General features: G+C 41.3%; 23 protein-coding genes and 1 tRNA gene. 9 read left to right on the top strand and 15 right to left on the bottom strand.

Annotated features, from left to right (window positions below):
- Positions 1-17 precede the first annotated feature (17 nt).
- Positions 18-206 (top strand): hypothetical protein, encoded by a 189-nt coding sequence (locus tag L0P89_RS12410; protein WP_235265412.1) that lies wholly within the window; start codon positions 18-20, stop codon positions 204-206.
- Here the strand turns inward: L0P89_RS12410 and pyrF are convergent.
- Positions 203-1,027: an orotidine-5'-phosphate decarboxylase gene (gene pyrF, locus L0P89_RS12405; protein WP_235265411.1), complete on the bottom strand. Its 825-nt coding sequence runs from the start codon at positions 1,025-1,027 to the stop codon at positions 203-205. The two genes, L0P89_RS12410 and pyrF, sit on opposite strands and share 4 nt — an antisense overlap.
- A gap of 42 nt (positions 1,028-1,069) precedes the next feature.
- The gene (prfA, locus tag L0P89_RS12400) at positions 1,070-2,146 is read right to left on the bottom strand and encodes a peptide chain release factor 1 (RefSeq protein ID WP_235265410.1); all 1,077 of its coding nucleotides are present in this window, start codon (positions 2,144-2,146) and stop codon (positions 1,070-1,072) included.
- 365 nt (positions 2,147-2,511) lie between these two features.
- Between prfA and L0P89_RS12395 the strand changes: the two genes are divergently transcribed.
- Positions 2,512-3,177, top strand: a complete 666-nt coding sequence (locus L0P89_RS12395; RefSeq protein WP_235265409.1) for an ATP-binding cassette domain-containing protein — start codon at positions 2,512-2,514, stop codon at positions 3,175-3,177.
- A gap of 18 nt (positions 3,178-3,195) precedes the next feature.
- On the opposite strand, the gene L0P89_RS12390 is transcribed toward L0P89_RS12395, so the two are convergent.
- The 6 genes from L0P89_RS12390 to L0P89_RS12365 are packed head-to-tail and all read right to left on the bottom strand — an operon-like array spanning position 3,196 to position 7,844.
- Positions 3,196-4,473, bottom strand: a complete 1,278-nt coding sequence (locus L0P89_RS12390) for a DUF3570 domain-containing protein (protein WP_235265408.1) — start codon at positions 4,471-4,473, stop codon at positions 3,196-3,198.
- Between the two features lie 20 nt (positions 4,474-4,493).
- Positions 4,494-4,703 carry a DUF4266 domain-containing protein gene (locus L0P89_RS12385; protein ID WP_235265407.1) on the bottom strand — a complete coding sequence of 70 codons (210 nt, stop codon included), beginning with the start codon at positions 4,701-4,703 and terminating at the stop codon, positions 4,494-4,496.
- Between the two features lie 8 nt (positions 4,704-4,711).
- On the bottom strand, positions 4,712-5,707 hold the full coding sequence (locus L0P89_RS12380) for an FAD:protein FMN transferase (protein ID WP_235265406.1): 996 nt from the start codon (positions 5,705-5,707) through the stop codon (positions 4,712-4,714).
- Entirely contained in the window at positions 5,704-6,138 is a 435-nt protein-coding gene (locus L0P89_RS12375) for a thioredoxin family protein (RefSeq protein WP_235265405.1), read from the bottom strand. The genes L0P89_RS12380 and L0P89_RS12375 overlap by 4 nt, the downstream gene beginning before the upstream one ends.
- Positions 6,139-6,159: 21 nt before the next feature.
- Positions 6,160-6,615, bottom strand: a complete 456-nt coding sequence (locus tag L0P89_RS12370; RefSeq protein ID WP_235265404.1) for a ubiquinol-cytochrome c reductase iron-sulfur subunit — start codon at positions 6,613-6,615, stop codon at positions 6,160-6,162.
- Between the two features lie 50 nt (positions 6,616-6,665).
- Positions 6,666-7,844, bottom strand: coding sequence for an AIR synthase related protein (locus L0P89_RS12365; protein ID WP_235265403.1), 1,179 nt, complete (start codon positions 7,842-7,844; stop codon positions 6,666-6,668).
- A 108-nt stretch (positions 7,845-7,952) separates the two neighbouring features.
- Between L0P89_RS12365 and L0P89_RS12360 the strand changes: the two genes are divergently transcribed.
- Positions 7,953-8,723 carry a DUF1080 domain-containing protein gene (locus tag L0P89_RS12360; RefSeq protein ID WP_235265402.1) on the top strand — a complete coding sequence of 257 codons (771 nt, stop codon included), beginning with the start codon at positions 7,953-7,955 and terminating at the stop codon, positions 8,721-8,723.
- Between the two features lie 3 nt (positions 8,724-8,726).
- Here the strand turns inward: L0P89_RS12360 and L0P89_RS12355 are convergent, their stop codons facing one another.
- Both L0P89_RS12355 and L0P89_RS12350 read right to left on the bottom strand, forming a co-directional pair.
- Positions 8,727-9,713 (bottom strand): serine/threonine dehydratase, encoded by a 987-nt coding sequence (locus L0P89_RS12355; RefSeq protein WP_235265401.1) that lies wholly within the window; start codon positions 9,711-9,713, stop codon positions 8,727-8,729.
- A gap of 73 nt (positions 9,714-9,786) precedes the next feature.
- On the bottom strand, positions 9,787-11,973 hold the full coding sequence (locus L0P89_RS12350; protein ID WP_235265400.1) for a glutamine synthetase III: 2,187 nt from the start codon (positions 11,971-11,973) through the stop codon (positions 9,787-9,789).
- A gap of 211 nt (positions 11,974-12,184) precedes the next feature.
- On the opposite strand from L0P89_RS12350, the gene L0P89_RS12345 reads away from it, so the two are divergent.
- Positions 12,185-13,207: a glutamine synthetase beta-grasp domain-containing protein gene (locus tag L0P89_RS12345; RefSeq protein ID WP_235265399.1), complete on the top strand. Its 1,023-nt coding sequence runs from the start codon at positions 12,185-12,187 to the stop codon at positions 13,205-13,207.
- A gap of 61 nt (positions 13,208-13,268) precedes the next feature.
- Here L0P89_RS12345 and L0P89_RS12340 read toward each other — a convergent pair whose 3' ends face one another.
- Positions 13,269-14,843 (bottom strand): carboxypeptidase-like regulatory domain-containing protein, encoded by a 1,575-nt coding sequence (locus L0P89_RS12340; RefSeq protein WP_235265398.1) that lies wholly within the window; start codon positions 14,841-14,843, stop codon positions 13,269-13,271.
- Between the two features lie 16 nt (positions 14,844-14,859).
- Positions 14,860-15,798, bottom strand: coding sequence for a calcium/sodium antiporter (locus tag L0P89_RS12335; RefSeq protein ID WP_235265397.1), 939 nt, complete (start codon positions 15,796-15,798; stop codon positions 14,860-14,862).
- 148 nt (positions 15,799-15,946) lie between these two features.
- On the opposite strand from L0P89_RS12335, the gene L0P89_RS12330 reads away from it, so the two are divergent.
- From L0P89_RS12330 to L0P89_RS12320, 3 genes are all read left to right on the top strand, one after another.
- The gene (locus tag L0P89_RS12330) at positions 15,947-16,306 is read left to right on the top strand and encodes a BlaI/MecI/CopY family transcriptional regulator (RefSeq protein WP_235265396.1); all 360 of its coding nucleotides are present in this window, start codon (positions 15,947-15,949) and stop codon (positions 16,304-16,306) included.
- Between the two features lie 5 nt (positions 16,307-16,311).
- The gene (locus L0P89_RS12325) at positions 16,312-18,039 is read left to right on the top strand and encodes a M56 family metallopeptidase (RefSeq protein WP_235265395.1); all 1,728 of its coding nucleotides are present in this window, start codon (positions 16,312-16,314) and stop codon (positions 18,037-18,039) included.
- A gap of 533 nt (positions 18,040-18,572) precedes the next feature.
- On the top strand, positions 18,573-18,725 hold the full coding sequence (locus L0P89_RS12320) for an SsrA-binding protein (RefSeq protein ID WP_235265394.1): 153 nt from the start codon (positions 18,573-18,575) through the stop codon (positions 18,723-18,725).
- On the opposite strand, the gene L0P89_RS12315 is transcribed toward L0P89_RS12320, so the two are convergent.
- Positions 18,722-19,234 (bottom strand): adenine phosphoribosyltransferase, encoded by a 513-nt coding sequence (locus L0P89_RS12315; RefSeq protein ID WP_235265393.1) that lies wholly within the window; start codon positions 19,232-19,234, stop codon positions 18,722-18,724. The two genes, L0P89_RS12320 and L0P89_RS12315, sit on opposite strands and share 4 nt — an antisense overlap.
- 66 nt (positions 19,235-19,300) lie before the next feature.
- Between L0P89_RS12315 and L0P89_RS12310 the strand changes: the two genes are divergently transcribed.
- Positions 19,301-19,374: transfer RNA gene (locus L0P89_RS12310), tRNA-Arg, on the top strand.
- A gap of 676 nt (positions 19,375-20,050) precedes the next feature.
- Positions 20,051-21,118: a ribosome small subunit-dependent GTPase A gene (gene rsgA, locus L0P89_RS12305; protein ID WP_235265392.1), complete on the top strand. Its 1,068-nt coding sequence runs from the start codon at positions 20,051-20,053 to the stop codon at positions 21,116-21,118.
- A 224-nt stretch (positions 21,119-21,342) separates the two neighbouring features.
- Here rsgA and L0P89_RS12300 read toward each other — a convergent pair whose 3' ends face one another.
- Together L0P89_RS12300 and L0P89_RS12295 are read right to left on the bottom strand one after the other, a co-directional pair.
- Positions 21,343-22,023: a cysteine hydrolase family protein gene (locus L0P89_RS12300; protein WP_235265391.1), complete on the bottom strand. Its 681-nt coding sequence runs from the start codon at positions 22,021-22,023 to the stop codon at positions 21,343-21,345.
- Positions 22,024-22,102: 79 nt separating this feature from the next.
- Positions 22,103-22,738: a Crp/Fnr family transcriptional regulator gene (locus L0P89_RS12295; RefSeq protein ID WP_235265390.1), complete on the bottom strand. Its 636-nt coding sequence runs from the start codon at positions 22,736-22,738 to the stop codon at positions 22,103-22,105.
- Positions 22,739-23,115: the final 377 nt, after the last annotated feature.

Here is a 23,115-nt window from a genome sequence, read left to right as displayed (position 1 = left end):
GAACAAATCTTATGATTATGAACAGTCAATATTGCAAGGTCGGTTCGGTCACACCCATTACAAGTGGTACCCATGCTGTGGCCATTCTCGAATACAGGTATCAAAATTTTCTTGAAAAGGCGGCAGGTGCCATGGATTCAAGATTAGCGGAATTTTTCGAAAGAAAAGCAAAAGACCTGAAAAAAGTATTGGAAAGCTTGGTTTAAGCAAACGATCTACTCAGCACTTTCTCCATTTCCTTTTGTAACTCTTCAGCTTTTTCTGCTGCCCTTTGGGCGAAATCGTCTTTCTGAGAAGCATAGATGATTCCCCTTGAGGAATTGATCAGTAATCCAACATCTTGATTCAGTCCGTAGCGGCATACATCCGTTAAACTTCCTCCTTGTGCACCCACTCCGGGTACCAATAAAAAACTGTTGGGAACCAATCGCCTAATTTCCTTCAAATATTCAGCTTTTGTGGCCCCAACGACATACATCAGATTTTGGGAGTTGGTGTAGGTTTTCGACCTTTCCAATACTTCTTTATATAATTCTTTTCCGTCAATATTTTTGGTCTGAAAGTCAAACGCCCCTTCATTCGAGGTAAGGGCCAAAAGTATAGTGTGCTTGTTCTCAAAGGCCAAAAAAGGTTCAATGGAATCTTTTCCCATATATGGGGCCACCGTAACGGCATCGAAATTCATTTCATCAAAAAAGGCCTTGGCATAGCGTGTAGCGGTATTGCCTATGTCTCCTCTTTTGGCATCGGCTATCGTAAAAACTTCAGGATAATTTTCATTGAGGTAGCTTATGGTCTTTGACAGTGACTTCCATCCCGAAAGTCCATAAGCTTCATAAAATGCCATATTGGGTTTGTAGGCCACACAAAACTCATTTGTAGCATCGATTATTTCCTTGTTGAATGAAAAAAGGGGGTCTTCGTCGTTTAGCAAATGGGGTGGAATCTTTTCTAGATCTGTATCCAACCCAACGCATAAGAAGGATTGCTTTTTTTTGATTTGGGCGACTAACTGTTCAATTTTCATAGTAAGATACGGTTCTTGACTGACCTAGAACTGATAAATGAATTACAATATTTCTGAAGCCTCTTTCAATTTTTCGGTATTCTCGACCAACATCAACTCATCGATAATCTTCTGCAGATCACCGTTTATGATATTCTGTAAATCGTACAGTGTAAGCCCTATTCGGTGATCGGTTACCCGCCCTTGGGGATAATTATATGTACGTATCTTGGCCGATCGATCGCCACTGCTTACCTGAGAGTTTCTCTTGGCGGCATCTTCTTCTTGTCTTTTGGCCAACTCGAGGTCATACAGGCGAGATCGCAACACTCTAAAAGCCTTGTCTTTGTTCTTATGCTGTGATTTTTCGTCTTGGCATTGTGCCACCAACCCGGTAGGGATATGGGTCAATCTTACCGCGGAATATGTGGTGTTCACCGATTGCCCACCTGGGCCCGAAGAACAGAAATAATCGATACGTACATCTTTAGGGTCGATCTGCACATCAAAATCTTCGGCCTCGGGCAGCACCATCACTGTGGCAGCACTGGTATGCACCCTACCTTGGGTCTCGGTCTGTGGCACACGTTGCACACGGTGCACACCTGCTTCAAACTTCAGGGTGCCATACACATCGTCACCCGTGACCTCGAACTGTATCTCTTTGTACCCTCCGCTGGTACCCTCGCTCAAATCGATGATATTCGTCCTCCAACCTCTTGACTCACAGTATTTGGCATACATTCGGTATAAGTCGCCCGCAAAAATACTGGCCTCATCACCACCGGTACCGGCGCGGATCTCCATCACTACATCTTTTTCGTCTTCTGGGTCTTTCGGAATCAAAAGAAACTTGATTTCCTCTTCAAGATTTGGCAAGGCTTCCTTGGCCTCTTCAAGCTGTAGTTTGGCCATTTCGACCATTTCGGCATCACTACCATCAGCTATGATTTCTTCAGCTTCGGAAATATTATTGGTCAACTCGATATATTTTTCACGCTTATCGACCAAGACCTTTAAATCTTTATATTCTTTGTTGAGCTTGATGTAGCGCTTTTGGTCGGTAATGATATAAGGCTGAATGATCAGGTCAGAAACCTCATCGAAACGTTGTTTTATGATGTTTAGTTTATCAAGCATGATTCTTACTCCTCAAACTGCGAATTTACTATAAATTTGTACATTTAGTAAAATTGGCCGATTTCGATGCTTCTAGCCCAATATTTGAGAAAATGTCAACTCGTTTTTCACTTTTATAAAAGATTTTTTTGGATAGGGTTACTGCTGACCGTTTTTCTGTTTTGGGGCAAAATCGCATTGCCGGTGATTATAATGATGAAGTTGGTGCTTATCCTCTTGGTATTTTTTACTTATTTCCAAACACGTCTTGACCAAAAACTCACCTTTTATAGAAATTTTGGTCTTAGCAGAACTTCACTTTTCGCATACTCTTTCATTACCGATACCTTGATCACCATAATATTGTTTCAAATACTCAGTGCATTTTGATACTTGAGATAGACAGCGTTGAATTGAGTTTTGGTGAAAGGCAGATTCTTTACGGAATCTACGTAAAGGCCGAAAAAGGAAAAGTAACGGGCATTCTGGGCAAAAATGGTAGTGGAAAAACATGTCTCATGCGCATTATTTTTGGCAGTCTAATCCCAAAACATAAAAGCCTTCGCATTGATGGAGATTTTTTGAAAATACCCTTATTCCTAAAAAATGACATTACCTATCTACCTCAGCATCAATTACTTCCTATGAACTTAACGCTCCAAAAAGCTTTCAAATGGTATAAGATATCGTTTGATGACTTTATCGATAAATTCAAATCATTCAAGAAATATTGCGACAAAAAAGCACATGAGCTTTCATCTGGCGAACTGAGGGTGGTTGAAACTTATCTGATACTAAATTCAAGAAAAGGAATCATTTTATTGGATGAGCCGTTTTCTTTTATAGCACCTCTTTACGTCGAAAAGTTCAAACATCTCATCCATGAAAAAAAGAATAGCTCGGCAATCATCATCACCGACCATTTTTATCGCGACATTTTAGAAGTAAGTGATCTGATGTACTTTCTCAAAAATGGCTGCTCAAAAATGGTGACCTCAGAAAAAGACTTACAAAATGAGGGGTATCTAATCGCAGCACGCAACCTTCAATAATCGCTCGAACGTCTAAAATCAGTTACTGATAAAAGTTGTTCCCAATGAGATAATGAAAGCATTAAGGCCATCGCTACGATCATACTGGTTAAAGCGCAGATCGATCGTCTTCAAACCAAAACTCAAAATAGTGGCCTTTGTGAAGATATCGGTGTACCGAAACCCTAGGCCATATTGATGGGCATCGTAGGCTGAAAGGTCATGATCGGAAGTATAAAATTCAAAAGTCGAAAGTGCGGCCTCTTTTTGATAGAAATAATCCGCAGCTGTTTGTGTATAATAGCGATATAGCGGATAGAGTGTAAACTTGTCATTCAGTTTTACCGGAACTTCTAAATTAGCGGTATGCGAAACAATGCCCCAATCATCCCAATAAAAGCGGTAGTAGGTTCTCAAAATCAGGGCATCGCTAATAAATACGTTCAAACGCCCCCCAAAAGGAATCTTGAACCTACTGTCTGGCAATCGCTCGACATCATCGGCCAACTGAAAGTCATCGATAAAAAAGTCTTCGATATTCGAAAAATAGACGCGTTGAAACGGAGTACTCAAAAGCCCATTTTGGCGCACCAAATCAACAAATAAAGACCCTTGCCACCGTTTACCCAAAATTTGCGAAAATGAAAGTGAAAGTGCATAAGAGTTTCTATTGGTGTTGTCAAACTCTTGAAAATTTGGGTTGTACACCCCGTTTCCCGTGATGCGGTCATCAAAAAATCCTTCGCGAAGCTCTATGGGGTATTGAGGGTTCCAATTATCTAAATAAACCTGTGCACCTATTGAGATTTCGGTATTCTTTTCGTTGAAAAGCCGGGTATAACTCCCCCCGAATCCCACAGAATTATAATCATATTCATTTGAAAAATAGGCATTCGCACTCCAGATGGTGTTTCGATCGTCAGAGCTGTGCTGATAACTGGGGTTGATATGTACCAATTGATCTTTTCTCGACTCGCCCGATGAGGCATCAAATGGGCTTACATTCAAATTATTGCCATCTAACGGATTCACGTTGCTCGATGAAGCCGAAGTGTAAGCAGACAGACCGATATCGACTGTCAATATATCATCTTCATTCATGGGCAACCGTAACACAATTGCTGATGTGGCATCGGTCAATTCTTCGGTACCCTCGCCACCAGTAACCGCAGCATTTTGGCCATCTTGGTCATAATAACTGAAAAGCAAATCAATTTCACTGGTTTCAAGTACCCTTTTCTTGTAAGAGGAACCGGTTTGTTGTGAGTTTCCTGTCAGGAACACAAAAAAAACAAGTATAGCCGTTATTGTTCTCAATGATCAAAAATGGGATTCATTCAGTTACATCCGCATCCCCCACCTGTCTTGCCGCCGTTCGCACCGGCAGCAGCTTCGCGATATACCTGGAAGTTGGTTTCGAAACGTTCAGAAAATTTGGCGCCCAACTGCATTTCCATATCGTTCAGATAGACCTTATCATATTCTTTGACCGCCACGCAAGAGCTTAGAAAAAGTACAACGACCACTATCAAAATAAATCCGCGCATGTTTAAAGTTACTGATTATTGTTGAACAAAATTCCAGAGCTTTTATGGATTTTGTTTTCTGAATCGATGACCACCACCTCTACCCCATCGATTTGATTGATCATGTGAATACCGCTATCCTTTCCCATTACGAACACTGCTGTGGCCATTGCATCGCAAAGTTCTGCATATTTCGCAAAGATCGTGACACTGTTGATACCCTTGGTCGGATACCCGGTTCTAGGGTCAATGATATGTGAGTATTTTTGGCCCTTGAAGACCACATATTTTTCATAATTGCCCGAAGTGGCCACCGAAGATTCAATGACCGGAAGCCAACTGAAGACCTTATCTTTGCTCAATGGGTTGGCAATGCCGATCATCCATTTTTCACCTGTTGCCTTGGTACCCCAGGTCGTAAGGTCACCAGAAGCATTTATGAGCCCCCCCTTTACACCTTTTGATATCAGAAATTCTTTCGCTCTATCGGCGGCATAGCCTTTGCCAATTGCCCCAAAACCTATTTTCATGCCCACTTCGGGCAAAAAGACCGTTTGGGCCTCAACATCCATTACGATTCTTTTATATCCAACCTTGCTTACCGATTCTCGAATCTGCTGATCGGTGGGCGGTCTTTGCATACTGCCATCAAACCTCCAAAGTTTGTCCATTGAGGCATAGGTGATATCAAAAGCCCCATCGGTAATTTCAGAAATCTTATTAGCGCGCTCTATCAGTGAAAAAAGTTCTTGGCTTACTTTTACCGGATTGACACCTGCATTCTTATTGATTTGGGAAGTTTCTGAATCGATGTTCCAAGAAGAAATCATTTCTTCGATACGGGTAATCTCAGAGACCGCTTCATCGATATTGATATACCCTATTTCCTCTGACGGGGCCACAACCGTTATCTCAAAGGCCGTACCCATCAATTTCATGGCCTTTTTAACGCTTACAAACCGCTTTTCTTGGCCAAAGGCCATAAGAACGGCAAAGCTCGAAAACAGTATCAAGGCCTTTCTCATTTCAAAAAGCTGTTTAAATGGGCCACATATTCTATCGGCGTTACCTTTTTGTACGCCGTTACGCCCAGCACCTCTTCGTTTTTATTGAGTACGACCACCAAAGGAAAGAATCCGTCCGGATTGTACTTCTCTGCCAGCTGTCGGTTTTGGGTCGCTTGCATTTCATTCAATCGGTTTCTTTTTTTCCTAGGAAAATCAGCTTTGTACAATACATAGTGTGCAGCGGCATAGTTTTTGAATTCTTGTGAGCCCCAAATATTCTTATCCAATTTAATGCATGGAGCACACCAATCAGAACCCGAAAACACTAAGATAATGGGCTTGTCTTTTTCTTTTGCCACCATCACCGCTTCAGAAAAAGTAGGGCTCCAATCCTGTGCACAAAGGGAAACTGAAGCTATAAGGAACAGTATGGGCAACTTCTTTCTCATAGCTTAAGGGCACTGTTCAATTTATTCAAAAACTCGTAAGATTTCACCGTTGAGTTCGGTATTGAAAACCTTTAAGGGGTTATTGGTGATACTGTTCAGAGGTGTACCATCTTGGGCAAAACGCGATCCATGCGTGGTACAGTTGAATATTCCGCCATCTTCGGTGATAAAACGCACCTCTTCAGTTTGCTGGTGGCTGCAAATCTTACTTGCCGCGACCAGGTCCCCTTCAAGATTTCGGGCCACCACGATGTCGAGATAGGTCAATTGTGGATCTGATTTGACCGCAATGTACCCACCATTATTTGCCAAGGGCGCGGCCTCTGAAGAGGTAAGGTCAATGGTAAAATCAATACCTGTGGGTTCGGGGAAGGTTTCAAGATCTTCACCATCTGATGAACAACCGTTCAAACAAGGAAAAGTAAGGGCAAAAGCGGCACCAGCACCTATACTGCGCAAAAATTGTTTCCGTTCCATAGCATTCAGGGTTTATTATTTAGAACGTACGATTTAGGGCAATCGTATGGTCAATACATAAAAGTACCGTATTCGCTCTGAATGGTCAATTTTTTGGTGTTCGATTCTTCAACCCTACCTATAACACGGGCGTCGATATCAAAACCTTTTGAGATTTCGATCAAATCTTCGGCTATTGCCCTATCGACATACAGTTCCAATCGATGGCCACAATTGAAGACCTGATACATCTCTTTCCAATCAGTACCTGACTGTTCTTGGATCAATTTGAATAAGGGGGGAATCGGAAAGAGGTTGTCTTTCACAACATGAAGATTCTCGATGAAATGCAAAATTTTTGTCTGTGCCCCGCCACTACAATGTACCATACCGTGTATTTCCCTTGACGAATACTTTTCAAGGACTTTCTTCACTACCGGCGCATAGGTTCGAGTGGGCGAAAGCACTAGTTTACCAGCATCTAACAAGGAATCTGGCACCGCATCGGTCAATTTCATCTGCCCTGAATACACCAACGCCTCAGGAACGGAAGGGTCATAACTCTCAGGATATTTTTCTGCCAAATATTTCGAGAACACATCGTGCCGGGCCGAGGTAAGTCCGTTGCTGCCCATACCGCCATTATACTCCGATTCGTAGATAGCTTTTCCGAAGGAAGCCAAGCCCACGATCACATCGCCCGCTTGAATGTTCACATTGTCGATAACATCGCTACGCTTCATTCGTGCAGTTACTGTAGAATCAACGATAATGGTACGCACAAGATCGCCTACATCGGCTGTTTCACCCCCTGTGGAGTGAATCGTGATACCGTGTTTCCCTAAATCTGTAATCAGCTCTTCGGTACCCTTGATAATAGCAGAGATAACCTCTCCCGGAATCAAATTTTTGTTGCGCCCAATGGTCGAAGATAACATGATGTCATCGGTGGCACCCACACAAATCAAATCATCGATGTTCATGATCAGTGCATCTTGGGCAATACCCTTCCATACACCCAAATCACCTGTTTCTTTCCAGTACATATAAGCCAATGATGATTTGGTGCCCGCTCCATCAGCGTGCATCACCAAACAATGTGCCGTGCTGCCCGTCAGATAATCAGGCACTATCTTGCAAAACGCTTTGGGAAACAGCCCTTTGTCAATGTCTTTAATAGCATTGTGCACATCTTCCTTTGAGGCAGAGACCCCACGCTGGGCATATCGTTTACTGGTATCTGATGACATTTGGAACGGTTTGCGCAAAAATAGTGAAATGGTTGATCGTTAGTGCTTCTTGGTCAGAGCTTATTTACAACGAAAAAATGTTTACTTTGAATCTTCATAGAAATAACGATGAAATACAAATTGACCGTTTTATACCTTTTTTTCCTCTTAATCATAGGCTGTAAGGGAAAAACTGAAAAGGATATACCTAATTGGCATACCAAAAAAAAGGCCATTGAGAATAAGGTTCACAACCAACTATTGAATGTGGAAAAAGAACAGGGCTGGGCCTTGTTGTTCGACGGCAAGTCATTGAATGGTTGGCACCTATACAATAAACCCGATTCTACCGCTTTTTCAGCTTGGGAGGTGACAGACGGAATGCTTTACTGCAATGCCACCGATGAAACCAAAGTGTTCGGCGATCTGGTCACCGACAAGGCATTTGAAAACTACGAACTCGTTTTTGAGTGGCAAATGGCCCTTAGGGGCAATGGGGGTGTATTTATCAATGTACAAGAAGCTCCAGAATTTTCAGCGACCTATCTAACCGGACCTGAATATCAACTATTGGAACCTGCCCATATGGACACGAACAACCCGAAAAAAAGACCCGGTTGCCTATGGGGAATATCCGTTCAGAAAAATGAAGTCGAGGCCAAACCCAATGGCCAATGGAATACCTCCAAAATCATTCAAAAAGATGGAAGAATTGAATTTTATCTCAATGGCAAATTGACGGCCCAAGAAGACTTGAAAGCTGCTGAATGGACGCAAAAAGTTGCGAATAGCAATTTTGCCGATAATCCTGATTTTGGCAAGGCCACACAAGGGCAACTAGCGTTACAAAACTGGTATTTTGATGTTTGGTTCAGAAATATGAAGATCAAGGAACTCTAAAAACTAGATTTTTGGTGGCCTTTGCAAACGATCCCTTTCCCAAATTCTTGAAGTGGTCACCTGATCAATGTTTCCACCTGAAATTATGACCAATACCCGTTGTTTCGTTTTTTGGCTCTTTAACCAACGGCAAACGGCCTCCATGGTCATGGCACTGGTGGGCTCAATTCGACACTTCAACAGATGGGTGAGCCATTGTGTCCAATACACGATATGCTCTTCTTCGATTTCGTAGAAATCGTCCAATTTTTTTAAATATTCAAAGGTAATGTCACCTACGGCCATGGTCATGGCCCCATCGGCCAAGGTATTGGGCACACCAGACAATCGCTGAATGCTCCCTTTTCGCAACGATTCGGCGGCGTCGTTCGCATTGAAGGGCTCGACCCCTATTACCTTGGTTTTTGGTGATAACCCTTTAGCGGCAATATAGGTGCCCGAAAGTAGTCCACCACCACCACAAGGGGCAAAGACCGCATCGATGTCTTTTACTTCACAAAAGGCTTCATAAGCTGAAGTGCCCTGACCACATATGACTTGCCCATGGTTATAGGGAGGCACCCAAAATACCCCTTCTTCCATAGCCGCTTCGCGAACCAGTTCATCAGTGATATCACGGGTTTCGCTTAAAACTACATTTGCCCCATACCCTTCGGTTGCTTGAATCTTCACTTTTGATGAGTATTTCGGCATAAAGATGGTTGCGGGAATGTCAAACTGCTTTGCCGCATAGGCGACGGCCTGTGCATGGTTGCCCGAACTGTTGGCCACCAATCGTTTTGGGCGTTCACCGTTCTCTAATGACCAAGAAACAGCGTTGACCCCGCCCCTTGCCTTAAAAGCCCCAACTTTTTGAAAATTCTCACACTTGAAAAAAATGTCATGCCCCAACCACATGTTCAGCAATGAAGAAGAAAGAATCGGGGTATGATTGATGTAAGGGCCTATACGCCTGTTGGCGTCTTCAATGTCAGAAAGTGTCAACTCCATGAATCAAAAATATGGATTCCTGCTTTTGCTTAGACCCTATCATGCATCTCCATGAAAACTTAGGGGGATTTTGCTATTTCACAAAAAGTAGCTCTCGGTATTTGGTAAAAGGCCAATATTCATCCGCCACCAAACGTTCGAGTCTATCTACGTGGTAACGGATCGATTCAAAGAAAGGCTTGACCTCATTGCAATATGCCTCGGCTTTTTTTGCGATATCGGTCATGCCATTGGCGCGTTTTCGGGCCTCGATCATTTCATCGGTCTGTTTTTTGACCTCGGCCAAATGCGCTGCCATTTTTTCCAAAATACTTAATTGGTGTTCCGTAAACTTTTTATGCGAAGCTCCATAGACTTCTTTGAAGCCCTGAACATTCTGCAACAGTACATTCTGATATTTCACTACTGTGGGCAGTACGTAATTGTTGACCATCTCACCCAGTATTCTACCTTCAATTTGAATATGGAAGACATAGGCCCCCAATTCAACTTCGCGATGGGCATTCAGTTCTATCGCACTCATGACCCCCATGTCGCCAAAAAGTTTTATCACTTCTTTGGATGTTAATATTTTGAGGGCCTCTGGGGTATTCTTATTATTGCTCAGCTTTCTTTTTTCAGCCTCTTTTTGCCAATCTTCACTATAACCGTCCCCGTCAAAACGAATGCGTTTCGAGGTTTTGATGTATTCACGAAGCACGTTGAAAACAGCTTCATCTTTTTTCAGGTTTTTTTTGTCTATCAATGTATCGACCTCTTTTTTAAATTCGGTCAATTGTTTCGCCACGATGGTGTTCAAAACGGTCATGGGCTTGGCACAGTTCATCTGAGATCCGACTCCCCTCATCTCAAACTTGTTTCCGGTAAAGGCGAAGGGCGAAGTGCGGTTTCGGTCGGTGTTGTCGAGCAGTATTTCAGGAATCTTGCCCACAACGTTCAATTTCAATTCTGTTTTTTCCTCAGGGGAGAGCTTTCCCTTTGAGACACCTTCCAATTCGTCAAGCACATCGGTCAGCTGTTTCCCCACAAAGATGGAAAGTATTGCCGGTGGGGCCTCATTGGCCCCTAAGCGATGGTCATTGCCTGCAGAAGCTATCGAAGACCGCAATAGTTCCTCATAGGTATCGACCGCTTTGATGGTATTCACAAAAAACGTCAAAAACTGCAGGTTCTTCATCGGGGTGGTGCCCGGGCTCAACAAGTTGACTCCCGTATCAGTTGCCAATGACCAGTTATTATGTTTGCCGGAGCCATTGATGCCCGCAAAGGGTTTTTCATGAAAGAGCACCACAAAGCCATGCTTATCGGCAATCTCTTCCATGACATCCATCAACAGTAAGTTATGGTCAATGGAAAGATTGGCTTCTTCAAACACGGGTGCCAGTTCAAACTGGTTGGGTGCCACTTCATTATGTCGGGTCTTCACAGGTATGCCCAATTGTGTGCACTGCTTTTCAAGATCGCTCATAAAACTTAGCACACGACTGGCAATTACCCCAAAGTAATGGTCATCTAGCTGCTGGTCTTTGGCAGCTGCATTGCCCACCAAGGTACGACCGGTCATCAAAATATCGGGCCTTGATTTGGCCAAGGACTTATCGATGAGAAAGTATTCTTGCTCCCATCCTAGCGTAGCGTGCACCTTACGCACGTTTTTATCAAAAAACTGCGCCACGTCGGTGGCCGCATCATCTATGGCATGCAAAGCTCTTAGCAGCGGGGCCTTGTTATCAAGTGCCTCACCGGTGTAGGCCACAAAAATGGTAGGTATACAAAGGGTGGTCTTATAGACAAAGGCAGGCGAAGTAGGGTCCCACGCCGTGTAGCCCCTTGCCTCAAAAGTATTTCTTATTCCCCCGCTCGGAAAACTTGAGGCATCGGGCTCTTGCTGCACCAATTGGCTACCGCCAAACTTTTCCATGGCACGACCATCGGGCAAAAGATCGAAAAAAGCATCGTGTTTCTCGGCCGTTGCCCCGGTCAGGGGCTGAAACCAATGGGTGTAATGGGTGGCACCCAAAGAAAGGGCCCATGCCTTCATGCCTTCAGCCACTTGATCGGCTATTTTTCGGTCTATCTTTTTACCAGAAAAAATGGCATCCTTGACCTTAATATATGCCTCGCCACTTAGAAACTGTAACATCTTTTCGTCATTGAAAACGTTCTTTGCAAAAAGCTCTGAACGCTTTCCTTTTTCCTCTATCGTAATGGCGGTTCTCTTATGGCTTTCAGCCAGGGCATCAAATCTGATTTTTGACATGGTCAATACAATTTTGGGGCAAAACTAAACATTAACAAATTAATAATATAACGTATAAATATTATTTTCTGTTCATTTTACCCCTAATTTTTCGGGGGGTGTGATAATTATATCGAAAAAATTATGTTTTTAACCCTGAAGAATGGGGTTTGTTTATTTGAAAAGTATATTTTTGTCCAACTTAAAATTTGAGAACGAAAATATCCGAATTATGAGCAAATCAAAACTAGAGTACATTTGGCTTGATGGTTATGTGCCTACCGCCAATATGCGAAGCAAGACCAAGATCGAAACCGATTTTAGCGGAAAGTTGGAGGATTGTCCGCTTTGGGCCTTTGATGGAAGTTCTACCCAACAAGCAGAGGGCGGATCGTCTGACTGTTTATTGAAACCTGTTGCCATTTTTCCTGACCCAGCCCGTAAGAATGGCTATTTGGTCATGGCCGAGGTATTGAATGCCGATGGAACGGCCCACGAATCCAATTCACGTGCTACCATCGATGATGAGAATGATGACTTTTGGTTTGGATTCGAGCAGGAATATTTCATAATGGATACCCATACACAATTGCCGTTGGGCTTCCCGGTTGGAGGATATCCTGGCCCACAAGGATTGTACTACTGCTCTGTAGGTGGAAGAAATACCCATGGACGGGAACTGGTCGATCGCCACGCCGATCTATGTATAGAAGCCGGATTGAACTTCGAGGGCATCAACCAAGAAGTGGCCTGTGGCCAATGGGAATTCCAGATTTTTGCCAAGGGCGCCAAAAATGCCGGTGATCAAATTTGGGTGGCCCGTTATCTTTTAGACAGATTGACCGAAGATTATGGATATTACATAGAATACCACCCAAAACCCATTAAGGGAGATTGGAACGGTAGTGGTATGCACGCCAACTTCTCTAACGGTACCTTAAGAACCTGTGGTTCAAAAGAGGTCTATGAAAAAATTTGTGAAGCTTTTAGGCCCGTTACCGACGAGCACATTGCCGTTTACGGTGAATTCAACGATCAACGTTTGACCGGTCTGCACGAGACACAGTCAATACACGAATTCAGTTACGGTGTCTCAGACAGGGGCGCTTCCATAAGAATCCCCATTCTAACTGTTGAAAGAGGATGGAAAGGCTGGTTGGAAGACAGAAGACCCGCCTCAAATGCAGATCCTTACAAAGTGGCAGCCAGAATTATTCAGACTGTGAAGTCAGCCGATGTAGAGGCTTTGGTATAGGCTTAATTAATTGTTGGATACAAAGACCGCCTTTTTCTATAAAAGGGCGGTTTTTTTGTTCTTATTGAATATTCTTTAAAGGGGTGTTCATCCAATAATCATCAAAATTTTCTGGCCGATGAATGGGTTGATTTTTAAAAATCGGTTTTCGTTTATCCATTAATAGGCTATTGGCCGGTAACGAAACTACCGGTTTTATCTGCTGCACAAAAAACTCTCGATATTGATCCACGTCTTCATATCGCCTTGCATTTATCAAATTACCAGCTTTATCCCTAATATTTTGAATGTTAATGGATAACACCCCGATCTTGAGTTCATCACTATCTGCCAATTGTTCAATTTGGGCCATGGCCTCTTTATCTTCTTGTGTACTTACTTTAGGATATAACCAGACCTGATCCCCATAACTGACGACGGTTTTGAACTTTACCTTATAACCTTCATATATTATTGAATAATTGTCCTTTTTTGTAGCATCCTTTCCTAGGGGTTCTCTATTAAAGAGTATCTCGAAACGCTTTTTATAGAGGTTCCAAAAGACGTCAACCACCCTAAACTCATTGGGTTTAAGCAGTTGAAATTTATTGTGGAACGAAATGTAATGGGGATACATTTTGTCAGAGTTTTTTTGGTACTCTGTCAACACCTCGAAGAGAAGTTGACCAGAACTGTCATGTTTATTCGAAACTTTCCGTGATTTTCTATTTTTCAAACTGTAGACCGAATACTCCAATTTGTGAATTGCGAAATCGCCATGAGAGATATACAAAGTGCCAAAGGCTTGGTGGTCTGCCAGTTTCTTTTGAAAATTAATCTTGTGCAATGGGGTTTTATCAGAATAGCTGGTCCCCTCTTTTGAGAATGAGTGGTTGGGCAGTAAATCCCGGTCGAATTGGTAAATGAATGAATACGAACCCAAGTTGTAATTTCGAATGGCATCATGAACCCTTAAAATCGAAAATTCATTTCCGTGGTAATCAAAAAGATAGGCGTCGTCTATTATTTTTTCACGGCTTATATAGTTGTATGGGTTATCGGCCAGGGTGTCCCGTTCAAAATCAAAGTTCGGTTCATACTCATATATTCTGACCTTGCTCGTGGCACTGTCTACTTGATCAAATCCTGAATCATAAACCTCTAAAATCGCTTCGTTCAAATTGATATATTCCCCTTTCTTCAACTGATAGTCACGATAGTATCCAACAATTGAAAAAGGAGAGGTGGGATAATTTTTGGGTATGTTCTCTATAGCCCGTCTTACAATGGCACGGGCCGAAAGGCGTCTCTTTCGTTTTGCCCGCACTACTGCTTCCTGAAGCTCAAATACACCAGGCTGTAGGTATATTCTTTGTACTTTATCAGCAGGCAGGGTCGATATGAGAATTTGCCGTTTTTCGTACCCCATTGAAGATATTTCGAGGGTATCGCCATATTTTTTGAACTTTTGGGGAATTCTGAAACTTCCATCCAAATTCGATATAACGCCTATGGCCCGCCCCTTGACCCTTACCGTGGCAAAAGCGACGGGTTCAATCGTTTGGGCATCGATCAACTTGCCCTGTAGAAAATCGCTTTGGGCGAACAAAGGTGCAGCTAAGAGAATTGAAAATAAAAATATCAGCTTGTTTTTCATGTAATCGGCTAGTTGATCAGGCCACCGTGAAGTACACGAAGACTGCATAAACCGCCACAAGAATTATACCATCTCGCCATCCCAAACGAAGTCCCTTCGGAAAAAACACCAAGGGCAGTATCAAAAACGAGATACCCAACATCCAAAAGATATCGTTGGTCAGCAGCCCTTGATCAATGACACGAATCGGGGTGATAATTGAGGTAATGCCCAAAACCGCCAAAAGGTTGAATATGTTCGACCCTATCAAATTACCGACAGAAATGGCCTTTTCTTTTTTCAATATGGCGATAATAGATGCTGCCAATTCTGGAATACTGGTACCTACAGAGACCACTGTAATACCGATGATCCGCTCACTGACCCCCAATGTAGTCGCCATGCCCACTGCACCACTGATCAAAAGTTCCGATCCCCCCCAAAGGGCGGTGCCACCAATGCCCAGATACAATACAACCTTGTACAAGGGCAGTAACACATCGTCTTCGGGCACTTCGTCGACCACGGCGGGCTTTTGATATCGCAACAGGTAGACCAAGAATAAAAACAGGAGCGTCACCATAATGACCCCTTCATACCTTTGCAAAAGGCCATCGAAGTAAATGAAGCCCACAAAGAGCAGAGAGGCGAACATCAACACAGGCCAATCGGTAGTATAGAAACTCTTGCGTACATCGATATTGCCCAATAGCACCGTAATCGCCAAGACCAAACCAAGGTTGGCAATATTGGATCCCACTACATTGCCCAACGATAGGTCGGGAAAACCATCTAAAGCGGCCTTGATGCTCACGATCAACTCTGGTGCCGAAGTCGCAAATGACACAATCGTCATACCGATCACGATTTTCGGAATTGCCAACCGCAACGAAAGAGCTACGGCCGATTTCAATAACCAATTGCCCCCAAAGATCAACAGGGCAAGTCCGAGAATGATATAGAACAAGTTTTCCAAAAATCGAAGTTTCGGCAAATATATGGGAAGATTTGAAGTATCATCATCCACATTGACGAAAACAAAAAAACTAAAAAAACAGTTAAATAACTATAAAAATAGTTGTATAACTAAATTTATCGTGGTAGGTTTGGACAAAATTCTGCCCATGCAAAAACTCACGAACAAAGAAGAAGAGGTGATGATTATCATCTGGAGGCTCAAGAAAGCCTTTGTCAAAGATATTTTGGCCGAATTTGAGAACAACAAGCCACATTATAATACCCTATCTACCATAGTCAGAAATTTAGAGGAAAAAGGGTATGTATCGCACGAGGCATTTGGCAACACGCACCGTTACCATCCGCTGATCAGCAAAGAAGAATACCGCAAAAAGTTTGTCAATTCCACGATTGCCAATTTTTACGACAATTCATATAAGAGCTTGGTCTCTTTCTTTGCAAAAGAAGAAAAAATCTCTGTGGATGAGCTCAAAGAAATCATCAAGCTCATCGAAAATAAAAAATAACGGCCATGGAAGTTTTTTTTGAATATTTATTAAAATCATCTTGTTTGGTTTTACTGTTTCTGGTGGTTTATCAGCTTTTTCTCAAAAAGGAAACCTTTTTCGCCGAAAACCGTCTTTTTTTAATCATCGGATTGGTCATCTCTTCAATACTGCCCTTTGTGACCATCACAAAGACTGTTATGCTTGAGCCAATGACCATCAACTATGGCACATTTTCAGTCATATCAGAAACCGATCAGACCGCAAGCGCATTTGAATGGTTCTACCTTTTGGTCACGGTCTATGTACTGGGCGTATCGTTTTTTACCTTTCGATTGATCAACCAATTACTGGCCATCAAAAAAATCAAACAACAAAGCCAGATAGTGATCGAAGAACCTATCGTTCATGTGAAAACGCTCAAAGAAATCTCACCTTTTTCGTTCTTTCACCATATTTTTTATTATCCGAAACAATTCAGGCCAAACGAATTACAGGCCATCATTGTACATGAAAAAGCACATGCAAGAGGGCTGCATTCCCTTGACATTCTATTGTCAGAAATAGCGCTCATTTTACAATGGTACAACCCGGCCATATGGTATTACAAAAAGGCCGTCAAGCAAAACTTAGAGTATTTGGCCGACGCACAGACAAGAGATTTGGTCAAAGACAAAAAATTCTACCAGTATTTACTCCTACAACAAGCGGTGGGCGGTCATAAGCTTGCCGTTTCAAATCCATTTTTTAATTCATTTATCAAAAAACGAATAGTTATGATGAACAAAAATCAATCAAAAAAACAGCGTATGTTAAAAATGTTTTTGGTATTACCGGCCCTAGTGCTGTTCATGGTCAGCTTCAACACCAAAGAGGTGGCGGTACCCGTCACAAATGGCGAGGCAATGGCTACATCTAATATGAATAAATCAATTGAGCTGATCATCGATAAGAACACGACCAATGAAGAGCTTGAAAAAATCAAAAAAAATCTAGCAAAAGATGGGGTCGATTTTAGCTATACCACCGTGCGTAACGACGACAAGGAAATCATCGACATATCGATGCAAATCAGTGGCCAGAGCAGTAAAGGTGAAAAATTCAGCAGTTCTTACCAATCGAATTCAGAGGGGGCGATCAAACCCATCAGCGTTCTTTATGATGATGAGGCCAATTTGGTTTCTTTCGGAAGTGGCATGCACAAAGAGGTAAGCATTCATAAGAGTGGCAACAAAACGATGGTCTGGAGCAAATCCAGTGATGAAGGCGAACATGAAGACATCATCATAGAGAATAAAAATGGTGTCAAAAAAGTGATCATCAACGGAGGGGAAATGACAGAGGATGAAACGCAAGAAATCGACCTTCATGTCACTGTAGATGTAGACGGGCATGACGATGACAATGACGTCAACATACACGTGCAGTCAGATACCGACCACAATAAAAGGGTAAAAGTAAAAAAACACAAGAGTAAAGACGGTGAGGAGATTAGGATCATAAGAGATTCAGATGAGGAAGATACCGTAATCGAGAGCGTGGGCAATGATGGATCCATCTTCATCGAAACCGAAGGTAAAGATGCTCCATTATACTACATCGATGGCAAAAAAGCGACCAAAAAAGAAGTAAAAGCGCTAACGCCCGACAACATCGAATCGATCACTGTTCTCAAAGGTGACAAGGCCATTGAAAAGTATGGCAAAAAAGCCAAAAATGGTGTGGTCGAAATCACCACCAAAAACAAAAAATAATCCTAAAAAAGACTCTTTTTTATAGGGCCGCCCACAAATGTGTGGGCGGTTTTTTTCTGCAATCGCGAAACGAAATGGGCAAAAAAGCGGTTTTTTCGAACAAAAAGCCCCTTGCAAAATCTTTTTTGCCCAAAAAAGGCCCTACAATTCTATCATTTCAGAACACAAATAATCTTTTTCTCTTTTATCTCGAAACTTCACCCAAGAGAGTCACATTAAAATTGTAATACATCTCGTTTATTTACTTACATATTCGTATTCAATTTCATTAATTTATTTCACTTTGCTTGGAAATATGACAAATGTCATTATATATTGAAAAAAGTAACCGGTTCTCGATTAATTGTTCAACCTTTCAACTTATCAAAAATGATAACCCTGATTAAATTCTTAATCACACTTTTGGTGCAAATCATTGCGCTGTTCATTCAATAGTGCCGAACCGTTCAAAACGTCAGAATCATCAATAGTGGTTCGGCGGCACAATTTCTTTTCCCTTATTTGATTTAGAGTACCTTTGAAAAAACCAATGGATGAAAAAGCAGTTTTTCAAATTCTTGGCCAAAACCAATAAGGTCTTGCTCCCGTCATTCACCAAAAGGGGATTGAATCTTGCTAAGGCCTCTAAATGGCAATTGGCCCTTATCGGATGGCGGTATTACGTGACCATAAGGGCTTTGGACTAATAGCGTAACAGTGATGAAATGGTGTAGCCGTTGAGTTTTTCCCCTCCATTCAAAAAGTCCAATCGTATCAAAAAATTGCACTGAACCACTTCACCGCCCAGCTTCTCGACCAGGTTGCAGACCGCCCTTGCGGTTCCGCCCGTTGCCAAGACATCATCATGTACCAAGATTCTTTCACCCCTACCTATGGCATCGGTGTGAATTTCAAGCTCATCGGTCCCATACTCCAAATCATAAGATTCCGCCAACGTACCGAAAGGCAGTTTGCCCTTTTTACGCACGGGTATAAAACCTGCATTGAGTTTATCTGCCAAGAGAGGCGCAAAAATAAAGCCCCTACTGCCCACGCCCACAACCTTGTCAATACTGGCGCCATTGACCAATGTGTAAAGGGCCGATGACGCGGCCTTGAACGCATTGGCATCATTGAGAAGTGGGGTGATGTCTTTGTAAGAAACACCGGGCTTGGGAAAATTGTTGATGGTACGAATGAAAGGTTCAAAATCCATTGATTCCGTTTGTATCTGTTTTGTAGTAAATTTAAAAAGAAATATATTTGCAGCCCTTATTGCAAAGGCCTCCTAGCTCAACTGAATAGAGCACTTGATTACGGCTCAAGAGGTTGCAGGTTTGAATCCTGCGGAGGTCACGAATAAATAAAATTTCCAGGCGTTAAATCAAGCTTGCTTGAATTTATAAGTCTGGATTTTTTATTTTCAGCGCGTAGCGCTAAGGATGTGAAACAATCCTGCGAAGGTCACTACAAGCAGAAAGTCCAACACTTTAGAGTGATGGATTTTTTCATTCATGAAAAACCTGAAACGTAGTTTCAAAGGTTTGGAATAAAGGGAGAATTCATGGCAAGGCCATGGACTTTCTATTTGCAAAGGGGGACTTTAAAGGAACACCGCAGGTAATCCTGTGGATCATCAATCGTCACAGGATTGCCAACGCACCGTCTGGCTCCTCCTTATCAAAGGTCTACCAGACCTTTGACGACCAGTCGGCCCCCTGCGGAGGTCACTTAAAGCAGGAAACCACATTCTTCGGAACGTGGTTTTGTGTTTGAACTTTATAAAGGAATTTTTTTAATTTTGTCCCCTAATAAAACTTTATGTCCATTACATCCGTAATATCATATTCGGATATTGTAAAATAGATAGTCAATCTTTTTTGACTATCACCATCCTTTACTTCAGGTAAAACCCTGAAGCATTTCTACTTATTTACATTTTACAAATAAACACATCAATTGTGAACGCTTTTGTATTCAAGTTCATTTATGAATACCATAAGCATATATAATATTTTTAAATACCCAGAATATGAAATTAGAACATTTCGGATATAACGACAGAATAGAAAAATTAAGGATTCAACATAATCTAGAAGGCTTTGAAATTGGAAGAATTACTTCAGAGCATAAGGAAAGATATGATGTTAAAACAGAAAAAGGAGAATTCGATGCAGAAATTACAGGAAACTTAAGATATACAGCAAGTACCCGTGAAGATTTTCCTGCTGTAGGGGATTGGGTTGCAATTTCTGAATATGATGATGACAAAGTGCTCATACATTCCATTTTGCCTAGAAAGACCATCATTGAAAGACAAGCAGTCGGCAAACAAGGGGAAAAACAGATCATAGCGGCAAATATTGACTTTGCTTTTATTGTACAAGCAGTTGACAGGGACTTTAATATCAATCGAATAGAAAGGTATCTGACAATTTGCAATACATCCAATGTTAAACCGATTATCATTCTCAATAAAATTGACTTGATAGACGATGCCGAATTAACAAATTTGATGTACAAAGTTCAAGAAAGGATAAAGCAAGTACCGATAATTGCGATAAGCAATGAGTCCAAAAAAGGGATTGAGAGTGTGAAAGACCACATGGTAAAGGGAAAAACTTACTGTTTGTTGGGTTCGTCAGGAGTAGGAAAATCAAGCCTTTTAAACAACCTTTCAGGTAAACAACCCATGAAAACAAATACGATTAGCACAAGTACAAATAAAGGACGGCACGTTACAAGCCATCGAGAATTAATAGTTCTTGAAAATGGTGGAATTGTAATTGACAATCCGGGACTAAGAGAAGTAGGTATTGCAGATTCGGTTGAAGGATTGGAAAAGACATTTGAAGAAATAGTTGGGCTATCCAAAAATTGTAAATTCAAAGATTGTACCCATACAATAGAAATTGACTGTGCTGTTGTAGCAGCTGTTGAAAGCGGAGAAATAGATAAATCGTTCTATGAAAATTATTTAAAAATGAATAGAGAAAAAGAACATTTTGAATCGACTGTTGCTGAAAAACGGAAAAAGGACAAAAATTTTGGAAAAATGGTCAAGCGATTTAAAAATTTAAAAGACTTGAATAAGTATTAAGCACAGCTAAGTATATTCAATAGTGTAAAATATTTTTTGAAAAGTAGCATGAAATGAAGATTTGAAGAGAATTCAATCTTTTTCATGCATCACTCGATTTAAAAGAATGGGTCTCATAGCTTTGAATTGAAAGTCAATTGTACTCATGTCATAATTGTTTGTTCCTAAACATGATAAAAAAGAGGCTGCCCTTTTTTTGGGCAGCCTCAATAAAACATTATGTTCTAGTTTTTTACGAACTCTTTGGTGCTAATCATTGCTTTGGTATGCAAAGCAAGGGTTTTCTCTGAAGCTTCTAAGAGTTCAAGGCTGGTTGAACCAATAGCGTCTGAAATGACAATAGTGGAATAACCATTCTCAGCGGCATCTCTGGCATGTGATTCCACGCAACCTTCAGCTAACATTCCAGCAATGTAAATCGTATCAACTTCAAATCTTTCTAAGTGCTCTTGGATGGAATTTGCCCAAAAAGACGTGAAACCTTGTCTATATGGAAGTACAATTTCATTTTCTAAAGGAAAGGCCTCAGCAATAAACTCGGTCCCTGGAGAATTCATTTCCAATAATTTATTCTCAACGATAACTCCTTGAATGGCATTTAATGGTTTATATCCCTTCATTAATTCGTAGTCAAAGCCAACTGGGGAATGGATAATAGGAATATTTTGCTTTCGCGCTTCCTTAATGATTTTTTTGAGGTTTTTCCGCACCTTGTTTCTCGTTTCTGAATCTTTTGTATACCCCCATGCTTTTCCTTCTTCAGACAACAGATCTACCTGTGCTGAAGTGATTAATAGAACTTTGTTTGAATTTTTTTGATGGGACGATTGGCCAAAGGACAAGTCTGAAAAAAATAGACTTAGGCAAAAAAATGTCAATGCTGATTTAAAGAGTTTTGATTTCATTGTATTAAAATTTTAAAATTAATACAACAAATGTCGCTCTAGTAGATACTTGAAAACGGTATCAAAAGATACAATACCCCTATTTTTTTAATTCGACAAAACCTCTATGTAAAACCACTTTTCCCTGAGTCTCGAAATTCTTTAGAATTCTGGATATTACGACTCTGGTAGTACCGAGCTCATGAGCCAGTGCTTGATGGGAAAGGGGAATCTTATTGGTATTATGGTTTGAAGCATATTCATGAAAATAGGAAATAACACGTTCATCAATCTTTTTGAACACTACATCATTGAATGAATCCAACAATTCATCATATCTGTTTCGGTAAGATTTTAGAACAAACTTGTTCCAAGACATATATTTTCTCTGCCAAATGGGGATATAGCTTGATGGGATAAAAAGCACATCGGTCTCTTCCTCCGTAATTGCATAAGAAGGGCTCTCATTGTTAAATAGGCAAGCCGCCAAAGACATAATGCAGGTTTCTTGGGGTTGCACATAGTACAGCAATATCTCACGGTCTTCGTGGGTTTGAAAAACGCGAATTGAACCCTTTAAAACAATTGGCAAGACCTTTAAATATTGGCCCTCTCTAATCAATAATTCACCTTTCTTGAACGATTTAACATTCCCGACTTTAAGGATTTCTTCTTTTAGTAAAGGTTCTTTTGCCGATTCGAATTCAAAAAAACTGGTAATAGAAGTTTCACCCATAACCAACTCATTTAACATGTGAATTTAAAGAAAATCAAGAAAAATATCTGGAACAATAAACGTAATTCTCGGTAAGCCAAAAAATCGCAACCTGTATTAATTTTATGTTTATGACTCTTTAGAAATCAAAAAATGATAGTTGATATCATTCATATGTAAGGCGGGTGAAATATATTGTGTTGTGCCCAAAAATTTGAGGTTCTTAATGGGTGAGCGTAGAGCCCCCGCCTCTCGACACCAAATAGGAAGTAAGGTGTTTTCAAGACCGTTGATATCTTTACTTTAGAAAGTCAAATGGCACCATTTGTCATCAAATTGACCATCAGCAAATCGGTCAACTGGTTTTTGAGGTATTTGTGAACCACCTAAAACCACTA

Source organism: Muricauda sp. SCSIO 65647 (assembly GCF_021534965.1).
Classification (GTDB): domain Bacteria; phylum Bacteroidota; class Bacteroidia; order Flavobacteriales; family Flavobacteriaceae; genus Flagellimonas_A.
The sequence above is the reverse complement of the archived record's forward strand: the minus strand, read 5'-3'. Positions and strand labels throughout refer to the sequence as shown.